Source organism: Corynebacterium sp. UD i78, assembly GCF_056280545.1.
Map to the genome: position 1 here is coordinate 1,661,476 of NZ_JBWCED010000001.1, position 13,709 is coordinate 1,675,184.

Annotated in this window: 12 protein-coding genes; 3 read left to right on the forward strand and 9 right to left on the reverse strand. The window is 67.1% G+C overall.

Annotation, left to right across the window (positions count from 1 at the left end):
• Positions 1–12 precede the first annotated feature (12 nt).
• The 3 genes from ACZ9GM_RS07865 to ACZ9GM_RS07875 all read left to right on the forward strand — a co-directional run bounded on the left by ACZ9GM_RS07865 (position 13) and on the right by ACZ9GM_RS07875 (position 2,689).
• Positions 13–990 (forward strand): AEC family transporter, encoded by a 978-nt coding sequence (locus tag ACZ9GM_RS07865; RefSeq protein ID WP_476037557.1) that lies wholly within the window; start codon positions 13–15, stop codon positions 988–990.
• A 75-nt stretch (positions 991–1,065) separates the two neighbouring features.
• Positions 1,066–1,500 (forward strand): TM2 domain-containing protein, encoded by a 435-nt coding sequence (locus tag ACZ9GM_RS07870; RefSeq protein ID WP_476037558.1) that lies wholly within the window; start codon positions 1,066–1,068, stop codon positions 1,498–1,500.
• A gap of 106 nt (positions 1,501–1,606) precedes the next feature.
• Complete coding sequence (locus ACZ9GM_RS07875) at positions 1,607–2,689, forward strand: baeRF3 domain-containing protein (protein WP_476037559.1); 1,083 nt, start codon at positions 1,607–1,609, stop codon at positions 2,687–2,689.
• A 43-nt stretch (positions 2,690–2,732) separates the two neighbouring features.
• On the opposite strand, the gene ACZ9GM_RS07880 is transcribed toward ACZ9GM_RS07875, so the two are convergent.
• The 9 genes from ACZ9GM_RS07880 to ACZ9GM_RS07920 all read right to left on the reverse strand — a co-directional run bounded on the left by ACZ9GM_RS07880 (position 2,733) and on the right by ACZ9GM_RS07920 (position 13,547).
• Positions 2,733–3,941, reverse strand: a complete 1,209-nt coding sequence (locus ACZ9GM_RS07880; RefSeq protein ID WP_476037560.1) for an acetyl-CoA C-acetyltransferase — start codon at positions 3,939–3,941, stop codon at positions 2,733–2,735.
• 98 nt (positions 3,942–4,039) lie between these two features.
• Entirely contained in the window at positions 4,040–4,675 is a 636-nt protein-coding gene (locus ACZ9GM_RS07885; RefSeq protein ID WP_476037561.1) for a 3-oxoacid CoA-transferase subunit B, read from the reverse strand.
• Entirely contained in the window at positions 4,672–5,436 is a 765-nt protein-coding gene (locus ACZ9GM_RS07890) for a CoA transferase subunit A (protein WP_476037562.1), read from the reverse strand. Before ACZ9GM_RS07890 ends, ACZ9GM_RS07885 begins: the two co-directional genes overlap by 4 nt.
• A gap of 6 nt (positions 5,437–5,442) precedes the next feature.
• On the reverse strand, positions 5,443–7,155 hold the full coding sequence (locus tag ACZ9GM_RS07895; protein ID WP_476037563.1) for an AMP-binding protein: 1,713 nt from the start codon (positions 7,153–7,155) through the stop codon (positions 5,443–5,445).
• Positions 7,156–7,161: 6 nt separating this feature from the next.
• Complete coding sequence (locus tag ACZ9GM_RS07900; protein WP_476037564.1) at positions 7,162–8,049, reverse strand: HpcH/HpaI aldolase/citrate lyase family protein; 888 nt, start codon at positions 8,047–8,049, stop codon at positions 7,162–7,164.
• The gene (locus ACZ9GM_RS07905) at positions 8,046–8,555 is read right to left on the reverse strand and encodes a MaoC family dehydratase (protein WP_476037565.1); all 510 of its coding nucleotides are present in this window, start codon (positions 8,553–8,555) and stop codon (positions 8,046–8,048) included. Before ACZ9GM_RS07905 ends, ACZ9GM_RS07900 begins: the two co-directional genes overlap by 4 nt.
• Positions 8,556–8,559: 4 nt before the next feature.
• On the reverse strand, positions 8,560–9,792 hold the full coding sequence (locus tag ACZ9GM_RS07910) for an acyl-CoA dehydrogenase family protein (RefSeq protein WP_476037566.1): 1,233 nt from the start codon (positions 9,790–9,792) through the stop codon (positions 8,560–8,562).
• Positions 9,793–9,819: 27 nt separating this feature from the next.
• Positions 9,820–11,910, reverse strand: a complete 2,091-nt coding sequence (locus ACZ9GM_RS07915; RefSeq protein ID WP_476037567.1) for an acetyl/propionyl/methylcrotonyl-CoA carboxylase subunit alpha — start codon at positions 11,908–11,910, stop codon at positions 9,820–9,822.
• A 14-nt stretch (positions 11,911–11,924) separates the two neighbouring features.
• On the reverse strand, positions 11,925–13,547 hold the full coding sequence (locus ACZ9GM_RS07920; protein ID WP_476038328.1) for a carboxyl transferase domain-containing protein: 1,623 nt from the start codon (positions 13,545–13,547) through the stop codon (positions 11,925–11,927).
• Positions 13,548–13,709 lie beyond the last annotated feature (162 nt).

Here is a 13,709-nt window from a genome sequence, read left to right on the forward strand (position 1 = left end):
TCTAATGGAGCGATGCTCGACGTGCTCAGTGGATTCCTCGTGGTGGTCATCGTCATCGCCCTGGGATTCCTGGTCGGATGCCGGGATCTGCTCGGGCCACGGGCCGTCTACACCCTGAACATGTTCGTGTTCTGGATCGCGACGCCGGCACTGCTCATCAACTTCCTCTCCCAGGCTGACCTGGGGGACGTCTTCGGTGAGAACCTCGCCGTGGTGGTCCTGAGTTCCGTCCTGGCCGGCCTCGTCGGATTCCTCGGGTTCCGGCATCTCGCCGGGCGCAACGTCCCGGACAGTCTCGTGACGCTGCTGGCCTGTTCCTACTGCAACGGGTCCAATCTCGGCGTTCCCCTGGTCACCCACGTCCTCGGTGACCCCACGGCATCTCTGCCGGTCATCATCTTCCAGACCGCGGTCTACGGTCCCGCGGTCGTGCTGCTGCTCGACGTCTCCACCCGGCGTCAGGCCCGGCTCGAGGACGGCAGTGCCGCCTCACACCCAGGCATCGGCCCACTGGTCCGCGAGCTGGTGGTCGGAATTGTGCGTAACCCGCTGATCATCGCCGCCGTCGCAGGCATCATCCTCGCCACGTTGCGCACCACCGCAGACTGGACACTGCCCGAGCTCATCGCCGAGCCGGTCGCCACTCTCGCGGGGGCCGCCGTGCCGGTCGCCCTCATCGCCTTCGGTATGTCGATGGCTCAGGTGCGCGTCCTCGGCTCGACCAGCCCGAAGCGCAGTGTGTGGGCGGCTGCTGTGGTGAAGACAGTCGTCCACCCGCTCATCGCCTATGCCCTGGCGCGGCTGCTCTTCAACGCCTCCGGGGCCGCGCTGCTGGCCTTCGTGGTCGTCGCCGCCCTGCCCACCGCACAGAACGTCTTCACCTACTCACAACGGTTCGGGACGAACACGGTACTTGCCCGGGACACCGGCGTGGTGAGCACCCTGCTGTCGATTCCGTCGATTGCTGTCATCGCCCTACTTCTGGGCTGAGAACAACTGATAGGTCAGGGTGCGTGAACCGGGCTTCCCGGTATCTGAACCCCAGTTGTCCTCGAGGAGCTCCCCGTGTCCAACCCCTTCGCCAACGGCGACCAGCAGCCGTACCAGCCCCAGGACCCCTACCAGGAGCAGCAGCCCTACGCTGAGCCCTCCGCACAGGGCTACCCGGGGTACCAGCAGCCGGGTTACCAGCCGAACGCGATGATGGCCTACGGCCAGCCGGGCTACCCGGTGAACTACGCCCCCAAGTCGAGAATCGCCGCCGCACTGCTGGCCTTCTTCCTCGGTTCCCTGGGCGTCCACAACTTCTACCTCGGATACAAGTCGAAGGCGTGGACGCAGCTCGGGCTGACGATCTTCGGTTATGTCACCGCGATTCTGCTCATCGGGTTCGTGTTCATCTTCGTCGTCGGCATCTGGGCCTTCGTCGAGTTCATCATGATCCTCGCCGAAGGCGGTCAGTACCGCACGGACGCCAACGGTGTCCCGCTGACCAGCTGACCGGAACCCACCCCGTCCGGAGGCAGTACTGACGGTGAACAGGAATCACTCTACGGTGGGAGGTACGACAGGATCCCACCACATCCCGCCACAAGGAGTGAGCACCATGAGTACCGCCAGGAATCCGCAGGGTACCGTCGATTCCCTCGATCTCTCCGAGATCCTCGCCGCCGACACCACCGACGGGCCGAAAGTCACCCTCTACCTACCCTCCGATCCCACCGGCGCAGATTCAGACCTCGTCCGGCGCATCTTCAACGCCCTGGTCAAGCAGGCGGCTGACAGCCTGGGCACTGATGCATCCATCCTTGATCCGGTGCGTGCCGAGGTTGAGGATCCGCTCTTCTGGCGGGAGCAGAGTCGCGGACTCGCCGTCTTCGCGTCCCGCGGCTTCCACCGCATCATCCGGATCCCGGTGGAGGTCGCCGAATCCGCCACAGTCGGGTTGTCCTTCCACCTGCTCCCTCTCGCCCCGATGATCGAAGGCTCCGGGAACTGTTACATCCTCGCTCTGGCCAAAAACAGTGTCCGGCTGTTCGATGCGACCCGCAACAGCATCCAGGAGCTGCCACTGGGTTCCATCCCGGCGAGCTACGACGACGTGATCGAGGACATACCGGAGCGGCAGATCCAGGGCCGGAGTACCGGTCGGGACTCGGTCGCCTTCCACGGCCACGGTGGTGCGGCCGACAACTCCGGGATGCTCACCGAGGAGTTTCTCCGGGAGGTCGGACAGGGCATCGAAAGGGAACTCGGTACTGCCCGGTCCCAGCCGTTGGTTCTCGCCTCGGTCGAGGAGCACCTCCCCGTGTTCCGGAAGGTGTGCGGCTACCCGGCGGTCGTCGACGAGGTCATCCCCGGCAACCCGGAGCACAGCACGTCCGGTGACCTGCGGTCCGCAGCCTGGCGCATCATCACCGCCCGACGCGATGCCGCTGAGCCCGCCCTCCGGGACAAGGCGCTGACCGAAGTCAGCGCCGGACGCGGATCGACCACCCTGGCTGAGATCGTCTGCGCGGCTGACGAAGGGCGGGTGGACACGCTCTACCTGCCCCGCGATCCCGGATCGGTCAGCGACGCCGCGTTCGCCGACCGTGCGTTGGCCGGCACGCTGGCGAAGGGCGGCAGTGTGCGCACCCTCAGCTCCGGAGAGGGCGGCGACGGAGTCATCGCCACCTACCGGCACTGATCCCCCTGACCCCTGCGCCCCTCCTCCCGGTGCCACATCAGGATCAGCGCCAGAGGATCAACGCATCACCCTGACCACCGCCCCCGCACAGCGACACAGCAGCCCTACCACCACCACGACGGTTCAGCTCAAGGGCAGCCGTCACCACCAGACGCGCACCCGAGCAACCGATCGGATGACCCAACGCAATACCACCACCGTGAATATTCGTCCGCTCCAACGGATAATCCAGATCCCGCAGCGACTGCACCACCACCGCACCGAAAGCCTCATTGATCTCCAGGAAATCCAGATCAGACACCCCCCACCCCGCCTTGCCCAACGCCGCGGCCACCGCCTGCGCCGGCTGGGAATGCAGGAACGTGTCCGGACCCGCAGTCTGACCGTAAGCACCCAACGCAGCAAGCACCTCAAGACCGTTGACCTCGGCATAGGCCCGGGTGGTCAGCACCACCGCCGCAGCACCGTCGGAGATCTGCGACGCCGACGCCGCAGTGATCGTCCCCTCAGCCGCAAACGCCGGACGCAGACCCGCCAACGACTCCTCCGTCGTCCCCGGACGCACCCCCTCATCAGTGTCGACGATGACCGTGCCCTTACGGGTCCTCACCTCCACCGGGGCGATCTCCTCGGCGAAAGTCCCCTCAGCAATCGCAGCCTCGGCCCGCTGATGCGACAGCGCGGCAACCCGGTCCTGCTCGGCCCGGGTGATCCCCCGGGTACTGTTACCCTCCTCAGTCTCCACCCCCATCGCCGTACCGTGCACCGCATCAGTCAACCCGTCACGCTCCAGAGAATCCTGCAGCACCAGGGAACCGAACTTCGCCCCGGCCCGCACACCGGCAGCCAGATGCGGCGCATTGGTCATCGACTCCTGACCACCGGCGACCACCACCTCCGCATCACCCAGACGCAGCAGACGCGACGCAGAAATCACCGCATCCAGACCCGACAGACAGACCTTGTTCACCGTCTCAGCCGGGGTGGACACCGGCACACCGGCAGCCACCGCCGCCTGCTTGGCCGGATTCTGACCGGCGCCGGCCTGCACAACCTGGCCCATGACCACATGACCGACAGTCTCAGCGGCGACACCGGCGCGCTCAAGCGCGGTACTGATGGCGATCGCACCGAGGTCCACCGCCGTCTTCGAGGCCAGGACCCCGAGCATCCTGCCCTGGGCGGTGCGCGCGGCACCGACGATGACGATGTCCTCGGGGGTGGGGGTGGGCTGGGCGGATGCAGCACTCATGATGGTTCGTCATCCCTTTCTTCGGAAAAAGTACAGGTCAGCGGGGGTTGCGAGGGGCGCTTGCTCCCCTCCCATTATGTCTGGATCTAGAATTTTCGTCAGGTGTTCGGGAGAACTGGTGCATCCGTCGCAGCCTTCACCTCCTCCTCGGTCACCCCCGGCGCCAGCTCGGCGATGACGAAACCCTCCGGAGTCCGGTCCAGGACGCAGAGATCCGTGATGACCCGGTCCACCACCCCCGCCCCGGTGAGCGGCAACGTAATGTCGGAGACAATCTTCGACCGCCCGTCCCGACTACGGTGCTCCATGACCACCACAACCCGCTGCGCACCGACCACGAGGTCCATCGCGCCACCCATCCCCTTGACCATCTTCCCCGGCACAATCCAGTTGGCGATATCCCCCCGGTCATTGACCTCCATGCCACCGAGGATGGCCAGGTCGATCTTGCCACCCCGGATCATCCCGAAACTCAACGCGGAATCGAAGTAGGACGTCCCGGGCATCGCGGTCACCGTCTCCTTACCCGCATTGATCAGATCAGGGTCCACCTCCCCCGCCACCGGATACGGCCCGATACCGAGCATGCCGTTCTCCGACTGGAGGGTCACGTCCGCCCCGTCCTGCACATAGTTGGGCACCAACGTCGGCAACCCGATACCTAGATTCACATACTGGCCGTCCTGCAGCTCCTGCGCTGCCCTGGCCACCATCTCCTGCCTGGTCCAGCTCATCGCACAGTCTCCTTCTCGATCATCTTGTCCGCCGCCTGATCCCGGGTGAGCTCCACGACATGGTGAACGTAGATCCCCGGAAGGTGGATATCATCTGGAGCGAGCTCGCCCTTGGCCACCACCCTCTCCGCCTCGACAATGCAGACCCTTCCCGCCATCGCCGCCAACGGGTTGAAGTTCCTCGCGGTCTCATGGAACCGCAGATTGCCGGCGGTATCGGCGACCTCGGCGCGGACCAGCGCGACGTCCGCGACAATCGCATGCTCCAGGACCTGCGTCCGACCGGCGATGTCACGGGTCTCCTTGGCCGGTGAGATCACCGCACCGTCGACCGGATCCTCCGACCCGTCACGCCCGTACTTCCACACCATCCCACCGTCGGACACCGGGGTACCGACACCGGTGGCCGTGTAGAAGGCACCGATACCGGAACCACCGGCACGCAGCCGCTCGGCCAGAGTGCCCTGAGGGGTGAGCTCCACCTCCAGTTCACCCTCGAGATACTGCCGGGCGAACTCCTTGTTCTCGCCGACATAGCTCGCGACGATGCGGCTGAGCTGCCGGGTCTCCAGCAGAAGCCCGAGACCCCGACCGTCCAGGCCGGCGTTGTTGGAGACCGCCTCGAAGTCACCGACCCGCCGCTGCGCCAGTTCGGCGAGCAGGACCTGCGGGATCCCGCAGACGCCGAAACCACCGACAGCGAGGGTCGCGCCGTCGGGGATCAGATCGACGGCATCATGTTCACGGATGAGTTTTGACATGGTGATTCAGCTTTCTCTTCCGTAGGTGTAGAGACCGAGGATTCCGATGGCTTTCTCCCGCATCTCGACCTTGCGGACCTTGCCGGAGATCGTCATCGGGAAGCTCTCGGTGATGTGGACATATCTGGGGATCTTGAACTTGGCGAGCTTTCCGTCGCTGAAGGCGCGGATGTCCTCTGCGGTGAGCGTGCGACGGTCGGTGACGGCGTCCTCCTCGAGGATGATCCAGGCCATGAGTTCCTCCCCGTACTTCTCATCGGGGACGCCGATGACCTGGACGTCGGCGATATCCGGGTGCTCGTAGAGGAACTCCTCGATTTCACGGGGGTAGATGTTCTCCCCACCGCGGATGACCATGTCCTTGATCCGGCCGGTGATCTGCACATAGCCGTCGGCGTCCATGGTGGCGAGGTCTCCGGAGTGCATCCAGTTGTCGGCGTCGATCGCCTCACCCGTCTTCTCCGGCATGTCCCAGTAGCCCTGCATCACCGGGTAGCCGCGGACGAGCAACTCGCCCTGGACGCCACGGTCGACCGGGGCACCCTCCTCGTCGACGATCTTGACCTCGATGTGGGGTCCGACGCGGCCGACGGTCTCGACCCGCTTCTCCACCGGATCATCGGGCATGGTCTGATGGTTGACCGGCGACGTCTCGGTCATGCCGTAGCAGATCCCGATCTCCTCGATGCCCAGGATGTCGATGATCTCGCGCATCGTCTTCGTCGGACAGGAGGTGCCCGCCATGACGCCGGTACGAAGCCGTGATAGATCCAGGTTCTTGCCCTTCTCCGCCAGGTGGTCGAGCAGCTGGAGTTCGGCCATGAACATCGTCGGCACGCCGAGCAGGCTGGTCGCCTGACCATGGTGGGCGGCCTCCAGTGTGCTCTCGGCATTGAACACCGGCCCGGGGATGATCGACGCCGCCCCGTGGGTGACCGCGGCGAGGATGCCGATGACCATGCCGAAGCAGTGGAAGAAGGGAACCGGGATGACCACCCGGTCGGCGTCGGTGTAGTTCAGCCGCTCGCCGATCATGAACCCGTTGTTGAGCACATTGTGGTGGGTCAGGGTCGCGCCCTTCGCCATGCCGGTGGTGCCGGAGGTGTACTGGATGTTGATCGGGTCGTGCGGGTCGAGAGACTCGCGCACCGGGTTGAGGTCACCGATGGCACTGTTGGCAAGCTCCTCCCACCGCTCGGAGCCGAAGAACACGGTCTCCCTGAAGGGGCGGTCGAAGACGTGAGACACCGTGCCGATCATGGCCCGGTAGTTCGAGTCCTTGAATCTACCGGCGGAGAACAGCGCCTTGATACCGGACTGGTTGACGGCGTAGGTCAGTTCGCGGGTCCGGTAGGTGGGATTGATACAGACCAGGATCGCCCCGATCTCGGCGGTGGCGAACTGCAGCACCATCCATTCCCAGCGGTTGGGTGACCAGATGCCGATCCGGTCACCCTTCCGGTACCCGGCATTGTGCAGGCCGGACGCCAGGCGCAGGACCTTGCGGTGGAACTCCTGGTAGGTCAGGTGGATATCACCGTAGAGGTCGATGAGCGCGTCATGGTCGGGGAATGCGGCCACGGTACGGGCGAGATTCTGACCGATGGTCTCGGTGAGCAGCGGGGTATCTGTCGGTCCGACCTGGTGGGAGACCGCCGGGTCGATGTCGGCGGGGTCGGTGAGGATGATGTCATGATGCGGACGCAGTGAGGAAGTCATCGCGGGTCAGCTCCTTGAAATGGTGGATCGGGAGAGAATCAGTTCGGCCTGGCGGCGCAGCGGGGCGTCGATCATCTCGCCGTCGACGGCGAAGGCGCCGGAGTTCTCGGCGGCACCGGCGACGACCCGGCGGGCCCAGTCGACGCTGTCGGCATCAGGGTTGTAGGCCTCCCGGATGACCGGGACGAGTCCCGGATGGATCGCCACGGTGCCGGCGAAACCGCTGGCGGCGGCGTCCACCGCCTCGGCGCGTGCCCCGGCGGTGTCGGCAGTGTCCGCATGGATGGAGTCGAGGGCGGTCTTCCCGGCGGCAGCCGCGTGCAGCAGCGCGAGGGACCGGGTGAGCCGGGGAACCTCGCGGTAGCCGCCCGGCTGACCGGAGGCGCCGCCGCCAGGTGTGGGGGTCTCGTCCGCGGCGTAGCGGGAGGAGGTACCGCCGAGCGCGGCGGTGAGATCCTCCGCACCCCAGAACAAGGCGTCCACCTGGGGGTGTGCGGCCAACGAGGCCAGATCGAGGACGCCACGGGGCGTCTCGACCAGGGCGATGATCCGCCAGGTCGAGGCGTCCGGATGAGCGTCCGACAGGGCGTCGACGGACCGGCCGCCCTCCGCCTTCGGCAGCATCACCGTGGTGAAGGGACTGTCAGCGACGGCCTGCAGGTCGGCGTCGAAGTCCGGGGTACCCGGCGGATTGATCCGGACCACGGTACGGGCCGGGTCCAGGTCGGCGGCGACGATGTTCTCCCGGGCCGAGGCCCGGTTCTCCGCACGGCAGCCGTCCTCGAGATCGAGGATGACGGCGTCCGAGCGTTCGGCGGCCTTCGTGAACCGTTCCGGCCGGTCGGCCGGGGCGAAGAGCAGGGCGGGGCCCGGTGGTGTCCAGCGGTCGGTCATGCCGTCTCCCCTTCCCCGTCACCGGTGGGCCGACACCGCACGAGTGTGTTCCGTACGGCGGTGCACACGATGTCGCCGTGCTGGTTGCGGCCGATGTGCCGCAGCTCGATGACCCCCTGGTCGGGACGGGACTTCGAGACGCGCGTGGACAGGCATTCGGTCTCTGCGTAGAGCGTGTCGCCGTGGAACATGGGTGCGGGGAAGCTGATCTCGGAGAAGCCGAGGTTCGCGACGATGGTCCCGAGGGTGAGCTGGTTGACGGACAGGCCGACCACGGTGGACAGGGTGAACATGGAGTTCACCAGCCGCTCGCCGCGGAAGCCGGGCCGGGTCGCCGCCCAGGCGGCGTCCAGGTGCAGTGGCTGGGTGTTCATGGTCTGGATGGTGAACAGGGTGTTGTCCGCCTCGGTGACGGTGCGGCCGGGGCGGTGGAGGTAGGTGGTCCCCTCCTCGAACTCCTCGAGCCACAGGCCCCGCTGTTCGACGGTCTTCGGTGTGCCGGTCATGGCGTCATCCCTCCAGTCCGAGCGAGCGGGCGATCAGCATGAGCTGGACTTCGGTGGTGCCCTCCCCGATCTCCAGGATCTTGGAGTCCCGGTAGTGGCGGGCGACGCGGGTCTCGTTCATGAATCCCGCACCACCGAAGACCTGGGTGGCGTCCCGGGCGTTGTCCATCGCGGCATCGCCGGCAACCATCTTGGCGATCGAGGCCTCCCGGCTGAAGTCTTCGCCGCTGAGCATCTTCTGTGCGGCCGCGCGCCATGCCTGGCGTGCGGTCCAGGCACGGGCCTCCATCCGGGCGATCTTGAAGGAGACACCCTGGTACTCGGCGATGGGACGCCCGAAGGAGGTGCGCTGCTTCGCGTACTCGACGGCCTCATCGACACAGCCCTGGGCGGCACCGGTGGCCAGTGCGGCGATGGCGACGCGTCCTTCGGCGAGGATGGAGAGGAACTGGGCGAAGCCACGCCCCTTCTTCCCCAGCAGGTTCTCCTCGGGGACGACGACGTCGTCGTAGCTCAGCGGGTGGGTGTCAGAGCAGTTCCAGCCGACCTTGTCGTAGGCCGGCTCGGCGGTGAAGCCGGGGGTGTCGGTCGGGACGATGATCGCGGAGATCTCCTTGCGTCCGTCCTCCCTGGTCCCGGTCACGGCGGTGGTGGTGACCAGCGAGGTGATGTCGGTGCCGGAATTGGTGATGAACTGCTTGGAGCCGTTGATCCGCCAGGTGCCGTCCTCCAGCTTCGCGGTGGTCTTCGTACCGCCGGCGTCCGAACCTGCACCGGGCTCGGTGAGACCGAAGCCGGCCAGCGCCCGACCGGCCGTGAGGTCCGGCAGGTACTTCTGCTTCTGTTCCTCGGTGCCGAAGCGGTAGATCGGCATGGCGCCGAGCGAGCAGCCGGCCTCCAGGGTGATGGCGACGGACTGGTCGACGCGGGCGAGCTCCTCCAGGGCGACGCCGAGGGCGAAGTAGTCCCCGCCCATGCCGCCGTATTCCTCGGAGAACGGCAGGCCGAACAGTCCCATCTCGCCCATCTGGGACTGGATGCCGTAGTCGAAGGTGTGGTTGCGGTAGTTCTCCGCCATCTTCGGATCGACGACCTCGTGGGCGAACTCCTCGACGGTACGGCGCAGTTCGACGAGCTCCGGGGTCAGTCCGTCATCGGCGGGGTTGCGGCGGCGGGCGGGGGAGTTGGTGGATGTGGAGGATGTGGAGGATGTGGAGGATGTGGAGGATGCAGTCATGGTGGGTTCCTTTCGTGGGGGTGAGGGTCAGGCGGGGACGGCAGCGGGGACGGTGGCGAGTACGGTTCCGGCGCCGACCTTGTCGCCGGTGACGCAACTGAGCTTCACGATCCCGTCGTGGGAGGCGGTCAGGGAATGCTCCATCTTCATGGCCTCGAGGACGACGAGCGGTTGGCCGGCGGTGACCGTGTCGCCGTCGGTGACCCGGACGGCGACGACGGTGCCCGGCATGGGGCTGAGGACGTCGTCCTCACCGCCGGCGGCGTCCGCGGCGTCCCGGCCCAGGCCGAGCGGACGGACCACCCAGGTTCCGTCGGGACCGGACACGGCGACCGCCTGACCTGCCCCGTCAGGGATGGTCCGGGAGGCCCACCGCCGGGAGGCGGCCGGGTGTCCGTCGCCGGACGCCACGGTGAGGACGCGGACCGTGTCCCCGCCTTCAGCGGCGGTGGCCAGCACCTGTGCCGTGACTTCCGGTGGTGCCGTGGTCTCCGGGTCCACCGGTCGAACCGAGAGGGTCAGGTCGGTGGTACCGGACAGTTCGAGGTCGACCGGGCCGGTGCCGGGCACGGCGACCCGGGACCGGAAGGGGGCGTGGTCCGCACCGGCACGCCATCCGTCGACCGCAGCCCAGGCGCCGTGCCGACCTGACCGGTGTGCGGAGTCACGGGCGGCGTCCTGCAGTGTCAGGGCGGCGACGACGAGGGCCTCGGCGGGCATGGCCGGGACCGAGTAGTCCCCGACGATCCGGTCGAGAAGGCCGGTGTCCAGTGCCCCGGCGCGGACGGCGTCGTCGGCGAGGAGGTACCGGCAGAAGTCGATGTTGGTGCCTTCACCGGCGTCGGAGCCGAGTCCGCTGAGCAGTGTTCCGGCCAGCGCGGCGTCCAACCTGCCGATGGCCTCGGCACGGTCGTGACCGGAGGCGATGACCTTGGCGAGCATCGGGTCGTAGTCCGAACCGATCACCTGACCGGCGCGGATGCCGGTGTCGACCCGGATGCCGGGGGCCGTGGGCCAGCGCAGCGAGGTGACGGTACCGCCGGTGGGCAGGAATCCGGCCGAGGGGTCCTCGGCGTAGACGCGGGCCTCGATCGCGTGGCCGGTCAAGGTGATGTCCTCCTGGGACACGGGCAGCGACTCCCCCTGGGCGACGCGGATCTGGAGTTCGACCAGGTCGAGACCCGTGACCAGTTCGGTGACCGGGTGCTCGACCTGCAGGCGGGTGTTCATCTCCATGAAGAAGAAGAGATCGGGACGCTTCGCCGAGACGATGAACTCCACGGTGCCGGCACCGCGGTAGCCGCAGGAGCGCGCGGCGTCGCAGGCCGCCTCGCCGATGCGGGCCCGGGTCTCCTCGTCGAGCAGTGCGGAGGGCGCTTCCTCGATGACCTTCTGGTGACGGCGCTGCAGCGAGCACTCCCGCTCGCCGAGGTGCACGACATTGCCGTGGGTGTCCGCCATGACCTGGACCTCGATGTGCCTCGGAGTGTCCACGAAGTGCTCGATGAACAGGGTGTCGTCACCGAAGGAGGACGCCGCCTCCCGGCGCGCGCCGACCAGGGTCTCGGCCAGGTCATCCGGTGACCCGACGACGTGCATACCCTTGCCGCCGCCACCTGCCGAGGGCTTGATGAGGACCGGGAACTCCACACCCGCTCCCCCGTCGGTGCCGGTGACTCCGGCGATGAGTTCGGCGTCGGTGAGCCCCGGGCGGGAGATGCCGGGCACGGTGGGAACGTCACGGGCCTCGACGGTGGCGCGGGCGGTGATCTTGTCACCCATGCCCTCGATGGCGTCCGCCGGCGGGCCGATGAAGACGATCCCGGCGTCCTCACAGGCGCGGGCGAAGGTGGCGTTCTCGGACAGGAAGCCGTAGCCGGGGTGGATCGCGCCGGCCCCGGACGCGAGTGCCGCGGCGATGACGCGGTCGATGTTGAGGTAGGACTCGGCGGCCGCGGCCAGGCCGAGCCGGACGGCGGTGTCCGCCAGGGCGACATGCGGGGCGTCCGCGTCGGCGTCGGAGTAGACGGCGACGGAACGCAGTCCCATGTCCCGGATGGTGCGGATGACTCGGCAGGCGATCTCCCCGCGGTTGGCGATGAGCACGGTATCGAACATGGTCTTCTGTCCTCTCACATCCGGAACACGCCGAAACCGGCGGCGGTGGTGTCGGTGGTGGTGTCCCGCGGGACCCGGGCGCAGACGCCCAGGGCCATGGCGAGGACGCGGCGGGTGTCGGCGGGGTCGATGACCCCGTCGTCCCACAGTCGGGCGGTGCCGTACCAGCAGCTGGACTTCTCCTCGAAGAGGTCCCGGACCGGACGCTCGAAGTCCTCCCGGTCGGTGTCCGTCCACTCCCCGCCCTCGCGGATCACCTTCGCTCCGCGGACGGTGGACAGCGTCATCGCCGCCTGCGGTCCGCCCATGACGGCGACCTTCGAGTTCGGCCAGGTCCACAGGAAGCGCGGCGAGTAGGCACGGCCACACATGGCGTAGTTGCCGGCGCCGAAGCCACCGCCGGTGATGACGGTGAGCTTGGGGACGGTTGCCGTAGCCACCGCGGTCACCATCTTGGCGCCGTGCTTGGCGATGCCGCCCTCCTCGTAGGACTTTCCGACCATGAAACCGGTGGTGTTCTGCAGGAAGAGCAGTGGAGTGCCGCGGCGCTCGCAGAGCTGGATGAAGTGGGCGGCCTTCACCGCTCCCTCGGCGAAGATGACGCCGTTGTTGGCGATGACGCCGACCCGGTGGCCTTCGATCCTGGCGAACGCGGTGACCACGGAGTTGTCGTACTCCGCCTTGAACTCGTGGACGGAGCCGGTGTCCGTGATGACCTCGATGACCTCGCGGGAGTCGTAGGGGGTCTTCAGGTCGGTGGGAACAATGTCGTAGAGGTCGGTCTGGTCCCGGGAGGTGTACGGCTCGACCGGGGCGGCCGGGTCATCCTCCGGCAGGGTGGCGACGATGTCGCGGATGCGCTGGATGGCGTCCGCGTCATCGGCGGCGAGGTGGTCGGTGACACCGGAGACCCGGGAGTGCATGGCTCCACCACCGAGTTCCTCGGCGGTGACGTCCTCGCCGGTGGCTGCCTTCACCAACGGCGGACCGGCGAGGAAGATGGTGCCCTGGCCGTCGACGATGACGGTCTCGTCGGAGATCGCCGGGACGTAGGCGCCGCCGGCGGTGCAGGAACCCATGACGGCGGAGAGCTGCGGGATACCGCGGGCGGACATCCGCGCCTGGTTGTAGAAGATCCGGCCGAAGTGGTCGCGGTCCGGGAAGACCTCGTCCTGCTGCAGCAGCATCGCGCCACCGGAGTCCACCAGGTAGATGCAGGGCAGCCGGTTGGCCTCGGCGATCTCCTGGGCTCGCAGGTGCTTCTTCACCGTCTCCGGGTAGTAGGTACCGCCGGAGACAGTCGCGTCATTGGCGGCGATGAGGCAGAGGCGCCCCTCGACGAGTCCGATACCGGCGACGATGCCGGCTCCGGGGACCCGGCCGTCGTACATGTCCTCGGCGGCCAGCGGCGCCACCTCGAGGAAGGGGCTGCCGGGGTCGAGCAGGGAGTTCACCCGGTCCCGCGGCAGCATCTTGCCGCGGGAGAGATGACGCTCCCGGGCCTTGTCCCCTCCCCCGCGACGGGCGCGTTCAATGCGGTCGCGGAGTTCGGCGGTGAGATCGGCGAACCCGGTGGTCGGTGCCGTATCGGTGGATGCCGTCACAGTCGTCACGGTGGCGTCCTTCCTGGTCATCATTTCCATGTTGGAAAGCGAATGTTTTTGTCGCTGCAGCGAGTGTATATGGCACAGGTCACATCGGATAGCAATCACACATGATTGTTTTTGACTTGCACGTCGTTCAGGTGTGCCACCTGGCAATGATCAGATAAGAACACCCTTATACGGGGGTGACGCAGG

What these genes read in the sequence shown, in the direction of transcription:
- ACZ9GM_RS07865 (WP_476037557.1), top strand. Translation starts at nt 13, where the DNA reads ATGCTCGACGTGCTCAGTGGATTCCTCGTGGTGGTCATCGTCATCGCC.
- ACZ9GM_RS07875 (WP_476037559.1), top strand. Translation starts at nt 1,607, where the DNA reads ATGAGTACCGCCAGGAATCCGCAGGGTACCGTCGATTCCCTCGATCTC.
- ACZ9GM_RS07880 (WP_476037560.1), bottom strand. Translation starts at nt 3,941, where the DNA reads ATGAGTGCTGCATCCGCCCAGCCCACCCCCACCCCCGAGGACATCGTC.
- ACZ9GM_RS07885 (WP_476037561.1), bottom strand. Translation starts at nt 4,675, where the DNA reads ATGAGCTGGACCAGGCAGGAGATGGTGGCCAGGGCAGCGCAGGAGCTG.
- ACZ9GM_RS07890 (WP_476037562.1), bottom strand. Translation starts at nt 5,436, where the DNA reads ATGTCAAAACTCATCCGTGAACATGATGCCGTCGATCTGATCCCCGAC.
- ACZ9GM_RS07895 (WP_476037563.1), bottom strand. Translation starts at nt 7,155, where the DNA reads ATGACTTCCTCACTGCGTCCGCATCATGACATCATCCTCACCGACCCC.
- ACZ9GM_RS07900 (WP_476037564.1), bottom strand. Translation starts at nt 8,049, where the DNA reads ATGACCGACCGCTGGACACCACCGGGCCCCGCCCTGCTCTTCGCCCCG.
- ACZ9GM_RS07905 (WP_476037565.1), bottom strand. Translation starts at nt 8,555, where the DNA reads ATGACCGGCACACCGAAGACCGTCGAACAGCGGGGCCTGTGGCTCGAG.
- ACZ9GM_RS07910 (WP_476037566.1), bottom strand. Translation starts at nt 9,792, where the DNA reads ATGACTGCATCCTCCACATCCTCCACATCCTCCACATCCTCCACATCC.
- ACZ9GM_RS07915 (WP_476037567.1), bottom strand. Translation starts at nt 11,910, where the DNA reads ATGTTCGATACCGTGCTCATCGCCAACCGCGGGGAGATCGCCTGCCGA.
- ACZ9GM_RS07920 (WP_476038328.1), bottom strand. Translation starts at nt 13,547, where the DNA reads ATGATGACCAGGAAGGACGCCACCGTGACGACTGTGACGGCATCCACC.